A 14569-nucleotide genomic window follows, 5' to 3' on the forward strand; every position below is an offset into this window, starting at 1 on the left:
CGAACGGGGCTAACAGGCCAGATCACCCAGGGCTCCGCCTGGAATTCCCACGTTCTGAATAAGACTCTCCGCCACTAGCAGGGGTCAGCCGGCCGTGGCCGCCCGGTCACGCTCGGCGGCGAGACGGTCGCGCAGCCAGTGGTAGGACGCCTTCGGCGTGCGCTTCTGGGTGGCGAAATCGACGTGGACCAGCCCGAACCGCTGGCCGTACCCTTCGGCCCACTCGAAGTTGTCCAGCAGCGACCAGACGTAGTACCCCCGCACGTCGACCCCTTCGGCGACGGCGGCGTGCAGCGCGGCGATGTGCCCGTCCAGGTAGGCGATGCGCTCCTGGTCGTCGACCACCCCGTCCGGGCCGGGCTCGTCCGGCTGGGAGCAGCCGTTCTCGGTGACGTACACCGGCGGCAGCGCCGCCCCGTAGCGGGCCTTCAGGCCGGTGAGCAGCTCACGCAGCCCGTCCGGCACCACCGGCCAGCCGAAGCCGGTCACCGGGTACCCGGTGATCCCGGCGTCCACGAACGGCAGCCCGCCGGTGTCGGCCCCCGGTGCGGGCGCGGCGATGCGGGTGGGGTTGTAATAGTTGATCCCGAGCCCGTCCAGGGGCTGGGCGATGATCTCCAGGTCGCCGTCCCGGACGCCGGCCGGCGCGGTCACGCCGAACGCCGACAGATCCGGGTAGCGCCCGAGCAGCACCGGGTCGTTGAACAACCGGTTGTGCAGCGCGTCGTAGGCGTCGGCCGCCCGCGCGTCCTCCGGTGAGCCGGACGCCAGCCGGACCGGGGTGCAGTTGTTGGTGACCAGCACCTGCCGCGCGCCGTTCGCCCGCAGGGCCTGCGCGGCCAGGCCGTGCCCGAGGAGCTGGTGGTGCGCGGCGGGCAGCGCGTCCAGGAACAGCGTCCTGCCCGGCGCGTGCGTGCCGAGGGCGTAGCCGTACACCATGTGCACGAACGGCTCGTTGAGCGTGATCCACAGCGGCACGCGGTCGGCGAGGCGGGCCGACACCGTGTGCGCGTAGTCGGCCAGGTGGTGCGCGGTGTCGCGGTTCAGCCAGCCCCCCTCGTCCTCCAGGGCCTGGGGGAGGTCCCAGTGGTACAGGGTGATCGCCGGGGTGATGCCCGCGGCGCACAGCGCGTCGACGAGCCGGTCGTAGAAGTCGAGCCCGGCCCGGTTGACCTCGCCGTGCCCGCGCGGGTGGATTCTCGGCCACGATATGGACAAGCGATAGGAGTTGACGCCCAGACCGGCCATGAGCGTGACATCCTCTGACCAGCGATGGTAGTGATCACAGGCGACGTCCCCGGTCCGACCATCGCGCACCCGGCCGGGTCCGCGGACGAAGGTGTCCCAGATGGACGCTCCCCGGCCGTCCTCTGCCGCGGCGCCCTCGATCTGGTAGGACGCGGTAGCCGTACCCCAAAGGAACATGGTGACCTCCGGCGATATGAGTAACGCTCATGTTAAGCGCAGCAACCGGTTTCGGGAGGATGATGGTGAGATGACGAACGTCTCCGCAGGGACGCTCCGCCGCCGTCCGGCCCAGCGGCGCAGCGTCGAACGGGTCGAGCGAATGCTGGACGAGTGCGCACGGCTTCTGGACGAGGTCGGATACGACGGGCTGACCACCAAGGAGGTCGCTCGCAGGGCGGCCGTGCCGATCGGGACGTTCTACCAGTTCTTCCCGGACAAACAAGGGCTGGTGCGGGCCCTCGCGCTGCGCAACCTCGACGCCTTCCTCGACCGGCTCGCCGTCCGCCTGGGCGAGGAAGAGATCTCCGACTGGACCGACGCCGTGGACCTCGCCGTCGACGAGTTCGTGGCGATGAAGCGCACCACTCCGGGGTTCGCGATCGTGGACTTCGGAGAGATCATGCCCTTCCCCGGTGGCCCGCCGATGAAGGGCACCAACCGCCTGCTGAACGCCGCGCTGGAGAACAACGTCATCGTCGCCGACCGGCTCAGGGTGCTCGTCATCGACCTGCTCGGCGCTCCGCGCGGGCCCGGGCTCGACCGCGCCCTGGTCGTCGCCGTGGAGGCCGCCGACGCGGTGATCAAGCTGGCGTTCCGCGTCCATCCCGAGGGTGACCCCGGCCTCATCGCCGAGTGCCGGCGGCTCATCCGGCGCTACCTGGCCGACCACATCCCGGAACGCTGACCTCTCTGTACGGCTCGGGGGCCGCGGAGGTCGAAGATCGACGGGGAGGCGGCGCGGGGGCGGGTTCGCGGGGAGCGGAGTGGTTGACCTGGAGTGCACTCCAGGTGACATCCTCGGGGGGTGAGCGTGTACACACCGGGACAAGTCGCGGAGGAGACCGGCTTCAGTATCGACACCCTCCGCTACTACGAGCGCATCGGCCTGCTCGAACGCGTCGAGCGCAACTCCGCGGGACAACGGCGGTTCAGCGAGGAGGACGTCGGCTGGCTCGGCATGGTGCGGTGCCTGCGGGACACCGGGATGCCGATCGCCGAGATGCTGCGCTTCGCCGCGCTGGTGCGCGACGGAGAGGAGACCATCGGCGACCGCATCACCCTGCTGGAAGCCCACGACCAGGAGGTCGAGGAGCAGATCGCCCTGCTCAGGGAACGCCAGACCGCCATCCGCCGCAAGATCCAGTACTACCGTGACGTCCTCGCCCTGCGAGCCGAGGTGGACTCCGACCCCCCACTCCCCGAGCCTGCCTCTCACAAGACCTCCGAGGAGCACGCCTCCCACTGAGGCCACGGCTACGCGTTTCTGGGCGTCGTTCACCGCCTTCGTCAACGAATGGACCGGCCGGGACTTCACTCCGATCATCGACGCCTGGCCGACTCGCCGACCACGCCGCGCCCGGAATAGCACGGGGCGCGGCGCCGGAGTCGTACGGCCTGGGCCGGCCGTCTGCGGAGGGCGGCCGTTCCGGATGATCCCGGTGGTCGCCCTCGCCCTGGCTTCGGCGGCGGTCACACCGGGTCGGGGGTGGGCTCCTGGTGGTCGTGGGCGGAGTCGTAGGCGCTGGCCTGGAGGGTGTAGAGCTCGGCGTAGATGCCGCCGAGGGTCATGAGCTCCTCGTGCGTGCCCTGCTCGGCGACCCTACCGTGGTCGAGCACGTAGATGCGGTCGGCGTAGCGGACGCTGGCCAGGCGGTGGGTGATCAGCAGAACGGTGCGCCCGTCGGCGTGCCCGCGGATGCGCTCGAACAGCGCGTGCTCGGCGCGGGCGTCCAACGCCGCCGTCGGCTCGTCGCAGATCAGCAGCGGTGCGTCGCGGTAGAAGCCGCGGGCCACCGCGATGCGCTGCCACTGGCCGCCGGACGGCTCGTGCCCGTCCTTGAACCGGCGGTCGAGCAGGGTGCGGTAGCCGTGCGGCAGCTCGGCGATCACCTGGTCGGCTCCGGCGACCTCGGCCGCCGAGCGCAGCGCCGCCTCGCCCTTCTCCAGGCCCATGCAGATGTTGTCCCGGGCGGTGAGCGGCCAGCGGGTGTGGTCCTGGGCGATGACCGCGATGTGCCGCCGCAGCTCGTCGGGGTCGACCTCGGCGATGTCCACGTCGTCCCAGCGGACCCGCCCCTCCTGCGGGTCGTACAGCCCTGCCATGATCTTGGACAGGGTGGTCTTGCCGGAGCCGTTCTCGCCGACGAGCGCGACCACTTCGCCGCGGTCGAGATGGATGGACACTCCGCGCAGGGCCGCCTCCTCCTTGCCGGGGTAGGCGAACGTGATGTCCTCGACGGTGATGCGCTCGAAACCGCCCGGCGCCTCGCGGACCCGCGGCGGGCCGGTCCGCTGCCGGGCCTCCTGGCAGAAGTCCAGGAAGTCGGTGAAGTAGAGCCCTTCCTCGTACAGCCGGTTGGTGGAGAACATGAGATTCGCCAGGTAACTCTGGCCGGAGCGGATGGCCAGCACCGCGGTGCCGGCCACGGCCAGCGGCACGGCGCCGGTGGCGAGCAGCACGCCGAGCGCGACGTACACGATCGAGGTGCCGACACCGCCCAGTGCCTCGCCGATGAGCCGCGCCAGCATCTGGCGCCGGGCCATGCGCAGGTCCGCCTCCTGCTCGGCGGTCGCCACGGCGTTGTACAGCCGCATGAGGAAGCGGCGCATGGTGAACGAGCGGACCTCGGCAGCGGTGGTGCGCGCCGCCATGAGATCGCTGAGGATCCACTTGCGGCGGCGCACGGGCACCAGGGAGAACATCGTCGCGTAGCGCAAGCGGGCCGTGCGGACGGCGGCCCAGGCGTCGGGCAGGACGGCCAGCAGGAGCAGCGGCAGCAGCACCGGGTGCAGGATGCCGAGCACACCGGCGGCGGCGCCGATGCCGATGAGCGCGGTGAGCACGTTGATCGTGCCGCTGACCACGCTGTCGGCCGTGCCGACGCCGCGGTTGCTCGCCCGTTCGAGCGCGTCGTGGAAATCGGCGTCGTCGTAGCGGATGAGGTCGATCTGGCTGGTCAGCTCGTAGAGCTGCATCTCGGCGATGCGGCTGACCTGGGGGTCGAGGCGCGACTGCGCCCAGCCCGCCGCGGCCTGCAGGCCGGTGCGCAGGGTCGCGGCGGCGCCGACCAGCAGCAGGCTGGGCAGCGCCGCCCTGACCCGGTCGGGCGTCGGGCCGGCCGCGAACAGGGCCTGCAGCACGCCGGTGGTGGCGAGCAGGCCGAAGGCGGTGAACACGCCGCCCAGCACGCTGAGCGTGATGGTGGCGATGGTGTCACGGGGGCTGGCCTGCCAGGCCAGGCGGACGGCGTGACCTATGAGCGCGGGAAGCCTGCGGGCGACGGTGAGGAACCCGATGCCGCTCATCGTCTCGGCGTGCGCGTACCAGTCGCTCACGGTGACCTCGGCCAGCTCGATCGGCGCCTCGTCGAGGGCCGGCACGGCGGCATCGCGCGGCGTCGCACCGGGAGGGGCGGGGTGGGCGAGTGGCGAGGGCGCGGCGTTCTTCTGCGGGGAGCCGTCCACCGGGGACGGCTCGGAGGGAAGGTCGGCCATGGTCGCAGTGTGACCGGCGCCACCGACAATTTAAAGCTGCGGTGGTAAAGGTGCCTTTTAAGTTGAAGGTGGCAATTATCGAGGATGGTGGCTTATGTCGTGCGGGGACCGGCCCGGCGGGCCCTGCGAAGGCACCGCAGGAAGCCGGGGAGCGGACCATCGGGGAACGCCCGCGGGCTCGCGAAGATCGGCCGCGAGCCGCTCGGCCTCGTCATGCAGCGCGGCGATGAGCAGGAGCTCGAGGCCCAGGTCTTCGAGATCGACGGTGTCCATCTGCGTCTCCCGACGTGAGGTGCCGTGCCCGCCCGGACGTCGCCCGGAGAGCCGGTGCTCGGGGAATCTTACCTTCCGTGATGAAAGATCGCAGGCATGGCCTGGCCATATCACGCTTCGTATGTAGCGGCCCAGCCGTAAACCGGTTTCGAGCAGGCATTTTCCACGAGAGGTCGCGAGAAGGGCGTGGACCGGTCTGCGCTCCACCGTCGATCTCCTGCCGTTCGATCACCGGACTCCGCCCGGCGAGCCGTGCCTCGCGCGGGAACGTGCCGGCCCGGTGTCGGCGGTCCGGGCACCTTCCCTGTGCGTGATCAGAGCAGGGTAACCAATACGGTCACAATTACGGAAGGTGGTATTTCATGAAAATCTGCACATTGCGCGGATCGTGCGACGAGCGGTCCCTTGACAGCGCCCACTGTGGTCGCAGCGCTGCAAATCACGATTCACCCGCGGAAAGCCCGATGTCCCGATGCGCGGCGTTCGACGGCCTTCAACTATGCGAATCGTGACCGGAAATGCGCGCAACGCGGCGGACGGCTCCCATGCTCCGCAGGCTCCGTGAACTCCACGGAGCCCGGGGCGGGGCCTGCCGGTGGCCGGATCTCGTCCCCTGCGGTCACTCGCTGCGGACGTCGAGGCCGAGGGCGGTGGCGATGAGCACGGCCTGACGTACGTCGACCACGGCGTCCCGCAGGGTGACGCTCTCCGGATCGAGTGAGGACAGATCGCTGCCGCGCAGGTCGCAGCCGGACAGATCGGCCCGGCTCAGCGACGCGCCCGACAGGTCCACCCCGGTCAGCGTGGCGCCGGCGAGGCGGGCGCCGGTGAGGTCGGCCTCGCGCATGCGAACGCCGGTGAACGACGTGCCCCGCAGGCCGGCGCCGTCGAGTGCGACGAACGACCAGTCACCCCCCTCGACCTTCAGCAGGTCGAAGGTGCAGCCGTCGAACACGCTGCCGACCATCTTGCAGCCGGTGAAGGTGGCGTCGAAGAAGGTGCAGCGGATGAAGGAGCAGTTGAGGAACGCCGCGTCGGAGTGCCGCGAGGCGTTGAACCGCACGTTGCGGAACACGCAGCCGGTGAACACCGAGCCCTCGTCGAGCACCTCGGTCATGTCCACGTCCACGAAGGCGACCTGATCGTGCCGTTCGCCGGACAGGTCGCGCCCGTCCCACTCGTCGGACTCGATCGATGTGTGCGTCTCGGGCACCGGACGGCGGGTGGGCATCGGCGTCGGACGTCCTTTCTGCTCGGCCGCCGGTCGGCTTCCGGCCGGCGTGGCTGGCGCCTCACCCTAGAACGCCGCACCGACAATCCGTCCGACGGCCGCACCGGCGGCGATTCATGGCGCCGCGGTCCATGCCCGGCCGGCGCCGGACGTCGGCTCGCTGCTCGGCGAACACGAAGGAGCCGGTCACCGGCCATTGACGGTCACAGGTGGACGGGCCGGCCCAGGTCCTCGGGGCGTCCGGGCGACGGGGCGGCGGGCGCGGCGCGGTCCTCAAGGGGCGGGCGCAGCGCGGTCCTCAAGGGCTGACCGCCGCGCTCCCCTCGGCGAGGGCGTCGCCGAGGGGGGTGCGGTGGTAGAGGACCGAGCGGCCCACCCGGGTGCCGGTGATCAGCCCGGCCTCCCGCAGCGCCGCCACGTGGTCGCCTATCCCGCCGACGCTCATGTCGAGCAGCGCGGCGAGCTGCGTCGTCGTCGCGGGCAGCCGCAGCAGGATCGCCGCGCGGGTCGCGCCGATGAGCCGGGCCGGCCCGCCGCGCGGCGCGGCGGGCGCGGCGATCCCGCGGGCCTGGTAGACCAGCGCGTACGGCCAGGCGTCCTCCAGGTACGCCCCGACGCCCGGCCCGAGGACGCTCGGCACGAACAGCAGGCCGCGCCCGCCCAGCCGATGCCGCTCGTCATGTCCCGGACCCTTCATGCGCACCGCGAGGTGGCCGTCCCCGTCGTCCGCACGCCAGCGCACCCGCGAGCTGAGGCCCTCCAGCGCGGCCGCCCACCCGTAGGCCGCCAGGCGCCCGGCGCGGTGGACGACGTCGCCCTCCAGGATGGCCCGGAAGCGCGGCCAGTCGGGCGCCACGATCCGCGTCCAGGCCGCGCTGAGCACCTCCGCCAGTAGTTCGACGATGTCCGGCCGGTCCAGCACGGCTCGCAGGTGCGGCGCGGGCGGGGGGCCGCCCCGCAGGTTGCGCGCGATCTCGTCCCTGGCCTGGGCGAGGGGAGTGGCCCGCATGACGGCCAGCTCCTCCTCGAACGAGACCCCGACCCCCGAAGGCGGCGGCGCGATGAAGTCGGCGTTGTACTCGCCGCGCCGGAAGAGCGCGACCAGCGCCGTCAGGGCCGGCAGTTCCGCGCGCAGCCGCTCGTAGGCCGGCCGGTGCCGTACCACCCACTCCCGGTGGACGCCCGCCTCCTGACCGCCGCACAGCAGCCACAGCGCGTGCATGGTCTCGATGAGCGGCGAGACGGCGAACCGGCTGGTCATGACGTCCTGCGGGCTCACCTCGATGCGGATCGTCCTCCCCACCGCACACCTCGCTCCAGCCCGGCCGACCTGACCTTTCGGTCATTTCCGAAACCTTAGCCTTCGTCGCTCGTGCGCCGCAGCATCGTCGCGGGAGGTGGCGGTGACCGAAGCAGATCGCACCCACGGCGTGCGAACCGAGACCGGCGACGGGCCAGGAGGGGCGGCCCCGGCGGATCGCACGAGCGGTGCGGCAGCCGGGACGGGCCGAACCCGCGGGACGGTACCGGAGGGTGACCGGACGCGCGAGAGGGTGCCGGAGGCGGACCGCACGAGCGGCGCGGTGACCGAGACGGCCCGAGGGACGGTTCCCGGCACGGATCGGGCGGGCGGGGAGGAAACCGGGACGGGGCCGGGGCGCAGGGCCACGTTCGGCGAAGTGTTCGCCGTGCCGGAGTTCCGCGTCCTGTACGGGAGCTTCGCCCTGCTCGTGATGGGCGACGCGGTGAAGATGCTGGCCTTCGCCGCGCTGGTGTACCAGCGCAGCGGCTCGGCCGGGCTGTCCGCGATGGCCTACATGAGCGGGTTCCTGCCGTACGTCATCGGCGGGACGTTCCTGCTCTCGCTCGCCGACCGGATCCGTCCCCGGCGCCTGATGATCACGGGAGAGCTGGTCCGGGTCGCCGTCTGCCTCGTGCTGGGCTTCGCCGGACTGCCCGTGTGGGCGATGCTGGCGGTGGTCGTGGTCACCGGGGCCCTCAACCCGGTGTTCGGCGCCGCACGCACCGCCGCGCTCCCCGAACTGCTCCCGGGGGACTCCTTCGTGCTCGGCCGCTCGGTGCTCACGGTCACCTCGGCCGGTGCGCAGATCGGCGGCCTGGCCGCCGGGGGCGCCGTCCTGTCCCTGGCAGGTCCCGGGGGAGCGCTGCTGATCACCGCGGCGCTGTCCGGGGCGAGTGCGATCGTCCTGCGCCTCGGCCTGCCGGACCGCCCGCCCCGCGCGGCCGTCCCCACCGCCGTCCGCCCGTCGCCGAGCAGAGCGGAAGCCACGGCGGACGGGGTGGATCGGCCCACCGCGGGGAGTACGGAGATCGGTGGCGGCGGGACGGCGACCGGTCGCGAGCAGTACGGGGCAAGGCAGGGAACCCGAGGCGGCCATGCGGCCGAGGGGAACGCGGTGCGCGCGTCGCTGCGGGTCAACCGCCGGCTGCTGGCCGACCGGCGTGTCCGCGCGCTGATGCTCTGCAACTGGATCCCGGTGATGTTCATAGCCGGCGCCGAAGCGCTCGTCGTCCCCTACCTTGGCGAGCGTGGCGTGCCGTCCCAGGCGGGGCTCGTGCTCGCGGCGTTCGCGGTCGGGATGGCGCTCGGGGACTTCATCGTCGGGAGGTTCGCCGCGCCGGACCTGCGTGAGCGGCTGTCCTTCCCGCTCGCCGTGGCCATGGGGATGCCGCTGGCCGCCTTCGCCACGCGGCCCTCGCTTGCGTGGTGCCTGGTGCTCGGCGTGCTGACCGGGATGTGCCTGGCCTACAACCTCGGTCTCCAGCGCCGCTTCGTGGACGCCGCGCCGCCGGACGCCCTCGGCCAGGCGTTCGGCCTGTTCACCTCCGGCCAGATGACCACCCAGGGCCTCGGTGCGGCGCTCGCGGGCGCGGTCACCGAACTGCTCCCCGCCCACCTCGCCATCGCCGTCATGGGCGGCGCGGCCGTCCTCGCGGCCCTCGCCCTCGCCCCCCACCTCCGCCCGGAGCAAACGGACCCGGCACCGCCCGCAGAACCCGGACGTACCGCGGGGCCCGCACAGAACGCGTAGCTCTCACGGTCCGGACAGTCGCCACGACCCGCGGAAGCCGCTCCGCCCGCCCAGGTCGGCGAGGGTGGAGCGGCCGTCACCGAGGTTCGGAAAGGTTGAGCCGGGCGGTGAGTTCAGGGAATCTGGACGCCTCCGAATATCAGGGCAGCAGCAGCGTCTTGCCGGGGACCTTTCGTGCCTCGATCGCCGCATGCGCCTCGGCGGCCCGGTCAAGGGGGAAGGTGCGGCCGACGACCGGCTCCAGCCGGCCCGCCGCGGCCTCGGCCATGGCCCGCTCGGCCAGCCGATTGCGCTCGGCCATATCGAGCTGTACCTCCTGGATGCCACGCACGGTGATCTTGCGCCGGCCCGCCTCCACCGGGTCGATCACGCTGAAGCCGCCGCCGGCCGCGCCGTGTGCCGAGAATCGGGCGCCCCGGGCGGCGATCGCGAACGCCGCCTGCCCGATCTGACCACCCGCACCGTCGAACACCACGTCGGGGCCGGCGCCGTCGGCCGCCTCGCGGACGTGCTCGGTCCAGCCGTGCTCGGTGTAGTCGACGGCGAGGTCGGCGCCCATTCGCCGGGCGAGGTCCAGCTTGCGCTCCCCGCGCGCCGCCGCGGCCACCCACGCCCCGGCCGCCCGCGCGAGCTGGACGAGCAGGATGCCCATGCCGCCGGCCGCCGCCGTGACCAGCACCCGGTCACCCGGCTTGACCTCGGCCGCGTCGAAGACCGAGAGCCCCGTCACGCCGTCGTGCATGAGGGCCGCCGCCCATGTGACGTGCAGCCCGTCCGGGACGGAGATCAGCGCCTGCGCAGGGACGGCCACCCGCTCGGCGTACCCGCCCTGGGCGTCCGGGGTGCACGCCGTGACCGTCCGTCCGGCCCACGCGGCGTCCACTCCCTCGCCCATGGCGATCACCCGCCCGGCCACCGCTCCGCCCGGCACGTACGGCGGCTCGACCGCGAACCACTGCCGCGCCGCCCCGGCGCGGATCTGTGTCTCGACGAACAGGGTGTCGGCCGCCGCGACGTCGAGCACGACATGTCCCGGTTCGGCCACCGGATCTGGCACCTCCGCGGCCACCAGCACCTCGGGCCCGCCGAACCGCTCCACTCGCACAGCACGCATGCCGCCACTTCCTCTCACTGGACGACCGTCGCCCAGTGGCAGTCTCAAACCTCAACCAAAGGTGAAGTCAATGTGGCCGGGCACCCGCACCAGTGAACGTCCGCGCGGGTGCGCGGCGGACGTCCGGTAGGGCGAGCACGGCGAGGTTGGCGGCGGCGACCAGGACCGCCCCGGCGACCAGTGGCGCCGCCGTGCCCGTCACGGCGGCGACGGGCGCGGCGACGGCCAGGCCGAGCGGCCGCGCGGCGAAGGAGATGAGCCCGTCGAACGCCCCCACCCGGCCCAGAGCCTCCTCGGGGATGCGCTGCTGCAACGACGTCTCCCACAGCGGGCTCAGCATGCCGAGCCCGAACATGGCGACGCAGTAGGCTGCGGCGACCACTGCCAGCGGCATCGGCGGGCCGAAGGCCGCCAGCGGGAGCGCGTAGACGGCGGCGCCGACCGCGACGGCCGCGAGTGGCCGGCGGACCGGCAGTCGCGGCGCGGCGTAGACGCCCACCAGCATGCCGACGGTGCCGAGCTGCGTGATCAGTACCCATGACGCCTCGCCGCCGAGGTCGCGCACGGCGATCAGCGGACCGAGCGTCAGCAGGAAACCGGCGGCCAGGTGCCACACTCCGTGGCCCAGCACGCTGGCCAGGAACCACGGGTGCCGACGGGTCTCGACCCATCCTTCGCGCAGGTCGGTGAAGAACGATCCGCGTGGCCCTCGCCGGACGGCACGGGCGGGGCGCAGCCCGCCGAGCGTCAGCGCGGAGACGGCGAACAGCCCGGCGGTGAGCAGCGAGGACCAGCCCGGCCCGAGGGCGAGGACGAGCGCGCCGGCCGTGGCGGGGGCCGCCACCTGGGCGAGCCCCTGGGCCACGCCGATGCGCGCGTTCACGCGCAGCCGCTCCTGATCGGCGACCACGGCCACCACCAGCGTCCGCACCACGGGCGTCCCGAGGGCCAGCCCCGCGCCGGTGATCGCCGACAGCACCGCGAGGTTCGGGATGCGCACCACGCCCGCGAGCAGTTCGGCCGCGACGCCGAGCTGTGCCGCGCCGCGCGCCAGGTCGGCCGCGAGGACGACCCGCTGCGGCGCGAAGCGGTCGGCGACCACCCCGGCGACCGGGAGCAGGAGAAGCATCGGGATCATCTCGCAGGCGAGGACGAGCCCGAGGTCGCCGGCGGAGCCGGTGGCGCGGACGACCGCGAGGGTCAGCGTGGTCGGGATCAGTGCGGTCGCCAGGGCTGCGATGGTCCGCCCGATGAGCAGGCGGCGTACGGGGGAGCTCATGGGCCGAGAACTTATTTCGCTAGCTAATCTTTTGTCAACGAAATACTTGTCGGCGTAGCATACTGACGGGATGGAGGACTCCGTCGATCGGCATCTGGCGCGGTGGCGTGACAAGGCGCCGTTCGACGAACGGGTCGAGGCGATCATCACGCGCATCCAGCTCCTGGCCCGCCATGTCGCGCATGTCAAGGACCGCGCGCTGGCCGAGGTCGGCCTGCAGGGTTTCGAGTTCGAGACCCTGCACCGCCTCGTGGCCAGGGGTGAGCCCTGGCGGGCGACGCCGTCCGAGCTGGCCGCCGAGCTGATGGTCTCGCCGGCCGGCATGACCGGGCGCCTTGAGACCCTGGAGAACGCCGGCCTGGTACGCAGGCTGCGCGGCGTCGAGGACCGCCGGCGGGTCGACGTCGAGCTCACCGATCAGGGGCATGCCCGCTGGTACGCCGCCATGGAGCTGCGCGGCGCCGCCGAGGACGGCATGGTCCACCCCCTGACCCACGCCGAGCAGGACACCCTGATCGCCCTGCTCAAACGCATGCTCATCCAGGCCGAGTCCACCCGCTGACCCCCTGCCCCCCGCGAAGAAGCGGCCGGCGTCAGAACTCGACCTCGCACCAGACGGCCCGTCCGTCGCCGTCCTCGTCCACTCCCCAGCGCCGCGAGATCTGCTCCACCAGGAACAGTCCGCGCCCGCCTTCGCCGTCGAGATCGTCGCAGACCTGCGGCCTGGTGTCGGCACCCGCGTCGCGCACCGTCAGCCGCACGATGTGCCCGCACTGCGCGAGACTGATCGTCACGTCGCCGCTGCCCCGGGAGCGGGAGTGGACGACGGCGTTGGTCGTCAGCTCCGACGCGAGCAGCGTCACCTCGTCCAGTATCGGGTGCTCCGCCCCCAGCATGGTCCGCACGAACGCCCGTGCCACCGGCACGGACGCCTCCCTCCCGACCAGATCCAGCGCCCCCAGGAGATCTGACGAGCTTTTCACCACCATGCGAACCTCGCTTCGCTCGAGGTGACACACGGAGTCCTGTGAACTCTGTAGGACGCCTATGTCATCTGCCGATTCCTCCCCCAAGGTTGGCCATCCTTCGCTACCGTACGCAGTCGAATGGTTGCACTGTGAACACACCATCTGGTGTCTCGGAGGTGTGATCTGGGACATGCAGGAGGCCATGTGCCGCTACCTATCGCCCTCAATCCTGATAGTTCGCCATTGGCACGATTCGGTGCTGAAGTTCGGCGGCATCGCTTGGCGGCGAATCTCACCCAAAAAGAACTGGCCGGGAGGATTCTGTTCTCGGCCAGCATGGTGGGGATGGTGGAGAGAGCGGCACGAAAGCCGGAGAGAGATTTCGCCGTGCGCTGCGACCAGGTATTCGGCCTGGATTGCGTGCTCTCTGAGTTGTGGCTCCTGGCCGATCGATGGAAGGACGCCGCTCCTCGGTGGTTCCGCAGCGGACTGGAGGCTGAACAGGAAGCGACCGCCGTGCGTGCCTGGGATCCGCTTCTCGTCTTTGGTCTGATGCAGACCGAAGCCTATGCGCGACACGTGCTCATGGGTGAGCCTGGAGTCACTCGCGAGGTACTGGAACAACGGCTCGCCACACGTCTACAGCGAAAGTCGGTGTTTTCGAAGCCGGAGCCTCCGCGCGTGTGGTGCATCCTCGACGAGGGGGTTCTGCACCGCCCCATCGGTGGCCCCGAGGTGATGAGTGGGCAACTGGCCCACCTGCTGGAGATGGCGGTACGGCGGCAGGTGAGCATCCAGATCTTGCCCTATGGAGCGGGTTCGACATGCGGTCTGATGAGTGCCTTCGTCATCAGTGAGCTGGCCGGGCACTGGACAACGGTATGGGCGGAGTCTTCTATAAAAGGAGAGGTAACCGACGATCCCGAGACGGTGCGGTCGATCACTGAGCGGTACGACGCCCTGCGCGTCGAGGCGCTTCCTCAGCACATGAGTCTCAAGCTCATAGAAAGGGAGATGCGTAGATGGACTGGAATGCGGCGGTGTGGCGGAAGTCGTCGTGGTCGGGCTCGGACGGAGGGTCGTGCGTAGAGGTCGCGACCGGGCGGACGGGGCTGATGGGGGTGCGCGACAGCAAGATTCCGGGCGGGCCGGTGGTGGTCGTGGTCGCTGAGGGCTGGCGCGCTTTTGTTGCTGCGGTGAAGAGCGAGATCGTCTGACCGGCGATGACAGCAGGGGGAGTTCGCGTGGAGCCACGATGGACGATGGAAAGCGCCGCTCCAGGTCATCGAGGAAGTGGTCAAGAAATGGCCCTGACCAGCATGATGTGGCGGAAGTCGTCCTATTCGGGGTCGAGCGGTGGCCAATGTGTGGAGACGGCGAAGGCGCCGGGATGCGTGGCCGTGCGGGACAGTAAGAGCCCGGACGGTCCGGTGTTGGTGGTCGGCGCCGGCGAGTGGCATGCCTTTCTTGCTGAGTTGACGCGGTGACGGCCTGATGGCGGGATGGACGGCGCCGGTGGGTGCGGCACCTAGGGCCAGGTATCTCCTCGGTGGCCGGCCTCGACCTTGATGCGGGTCGAGGGCGGGGCGGTCAGCCGATCAGCGTGGCGAAGCGTCGCTTCATCGTGGCGACCACCTCGTCGGGGTCGGTGGCCCAGATGTCGGCGTTGAAGATCTCGACTTCGATGTC

Annotated in this window: 15 protein-coding genes; 8 read left to right on the plus strand and 7 right to left on the minus strand. The window is 71.3% G+C overall.

Annotated elements, in window-relative coordinates; all coding sequences use genetic code 11:
- Positions 1–84: 84 nt before the first annotated feature.
- Entirely contained in the window at positions 85–1425 is a 1341-nt protein-coding gene (locus IEY93_RS36485) for a GH1 family beta-glucosidase (RefSeq protein WP_189167738.1), read from the minus strand.
- Positions 1426–1495: 70 nt separating this feature from the next.
- Here IEY93_RS36485 and IEY93_RS36490 point away from each other — a divergent pair, with 70 nt between their 5' ends.
- Entirely contained in the window at positions 1496–2152 is a 657-nt protein-coding gene (locus IEY93_RS36490; protein ID WP_189167739.1) for a TetR/AcrR family transcriptional regulator, read from the plus strand.
- A gap of 120 nt (positions 2153–2272) precedes the next feature.
- A complete protein-coding gene (locus tag IEY93_RS36495) occupies positions 2273–2713 on the plus strand; it encodes a MerR family transcriptional regulator (protein ID WP_189167740.1) in 441 nt (146 codons plus the stop codon).
- 224 nt (positions 2714–2937) lie between these two features.
- Here the strand turns inward: IEY93_RS36495 and IEY93_RS36500 are convergent, their stop codons facing one another.
- A complete protein-coding gene (locus tag IEY93_RS36500; protein WP_189167741.1) occupies positions 2938–4962 on the minus strand; it encodes an ABC transporter ATP-binding protein in 2025 nt (674 codons plus the stop codon).
- 84 nt (positions 4963–5046) lie between these two features.
- Here IEY93_RS36500 and IEY93_RS36505 point away from each other — a divergent pair, with 84 nt between their 5' ends.
- Positions 5047–5253 carry a hypothetical protein gene (locus IEY93_RS36505; RefSeq protein ID WP_189167742.1) on the plus strand — a complete coding sequence of 69 codons (207 nt, stop codon included), beginning with the start codon at positions 5047–5049 and terminating at the stop codon, positions 5251–5253.
- A gap of 601 nt (positions 5254–5854) precedes the next feature.
- On the opposite strand, the gene IEY93_RS36510 is transcribed toward IEY93_RS36505, so the two are convergent.
- On the minus strand, positions 5855–6466 hold the full coding sequence (locus IEY93_RS36510; RefSeq protein ID WP_189167743.1) for a pentapeptide repeat-containing protein: 612 nt from the start codon (positions 6464–6466) through the stop codon (positions 5855–5857).
- A 298-nt stretch (positions 6467–6764) separates the two neighbouring features.
- On the minus strand, positions 6765–7769 hold the full coding sequence (locus IEY93_RS36515; RefSeq protein ID WP_229691766.1) for an ArsR/SmtB family transcription factor: 1005 nt from the start codon (positions 7767–7769) through the stop codon (positions 6765–6767).
- Between the two features lie 376 nt (positions 7770–8145).
- On the opposite strand from IEY93_RS36515, the gene IEY93_RS36520 reads away from it, so the two are divergent.
- Positions 8146–9519, plus strand: a complete 1374-nt coding sequence (locus IEY93_RS36520; protein WP_229691767.1) for an MFS transporter — start codon at positions 8146–8148, stop codon at positions 9517–9519.
- Positions 9520–9658: 139 nt separating this feature from the next.
- On the opposite strand, the gene IEY93_RS36525 is transcribed toward IEY93_RS36520, so the two are convergent.
- Together IEY93_RS36525 and IEY93_RS36530 are read right to left on the minus strand one after the other, a co-directional pair.
- The gene (locus IEY93_RS36525) at positions 9659–10633 is read right to left on the minus strand and encodes a zinc-binding dehydrogenase (RefSeq protein WP_189167744.1); all 975 of its coding nucleotides are present in this window, start codon (positions 10631–10633) and stop codon (positions 9659–9661) included.
- A gap of 67 nt (positions 10634–10700) precedes the next feature.
- Entirely contained in the window at positions 10701–11912 is a 1212-nt protein-coding gene (locus tag IEY93_RS36530) for an MFS transporter (protein WP_189167745.1), read from the minus strand.
- Positions 11913–11982: 70 nt separating this feature from the next.
- On the opposite strand from IEY93_RS36530, the gene IEY93_RS36535 reads away from it, so the two are divergent.
- Positions 11983–12474: a MarR family winged helix-turn-helix transcriptional regulator gene (locus IEY93_RS36535; RefSeq protein WP_189167746.1), complete on the plus strand. Its 492-nt coding sequence runs from the start codon at positions 11983–11985 to the stop codon at positions 12472–12474.
- A gap of 31 nt (positions 12475–12505) precedes the next feature.
- Here IEY93_RS36535 and IEY93_RS36540 read toward each other — a convergent pair whose 3' ends face one another.
- A complete protein-coding gene (locus IEY93_RS36540) occupies positions 12506–12838 on the minus strand; it encodes an ATP-binding protein (RefSeq protein WP_189167747.1) in 333 nt (110 codons plus the stop codon).
- A gap of 285 nt (positions 12839–13123) precedes the next feature.
- Between IEY93_RS36540 and IEY93_RS36545 the strand changes: the two genes are divergently transcribed.
- The 3 genes from IEY93_RS36545 to IEY93_RS36555 all read left to right on the plus strand — a co-directional run bounded on the left by IEY93_RS36545 (position 13124) and on the right by IEY93_RS36555 (position 14367).
- Positions 13124–13969 (plus strand): helix-turn-helix domain-containing protein, encoded by an 846-nt coding sequence (locus tag IEY93_RS36545; protein ID WP_189167748.1) that lies wholly within the window; start codon positions 13124–13126, stop codon positions 13967–13969.
- Positions 13903–14097 carry a DUF397 domain-containing protein gene (locus IEY93_RS36550; RefSeq protein WP_189167749.1) on the plus strand — a complete coding sequence of 65 codons (195 nt, stop codon included), beginning with the start codon at positions 13903–13905 and terminating at the stop codon, positions 14095–14097. Before IEY93_RS36545 ends, IEY93_RS36550 begins: the two co-directional genes overlap by 67 nt.
- A 105-nt stretch (positions 14098–14202) precedes the next feature.
- Complete coding sequence (locus IEY93_RS36555; RefSeq protein ID WP_308425766.1) at positions 14203–14367, plus strand: DUF397 domain-containing protein; 165 nt, start codon at positions 14203–14205, stop codon at positions 14365–14367.
- Positions 14368–14569: the final 202 nt, after the last annotated feature.

It is taken from the genome of Sphaerisporangium melleum, assembly GCF_014646695.1.
Classification (GTDB): domain Bacteria; phylum Actinomycetota; class Actinomycetes; order Streptosporangiales; family Streptosporangiaceae; genus Sphaerisporangium; species Sphaerisporangium melleum.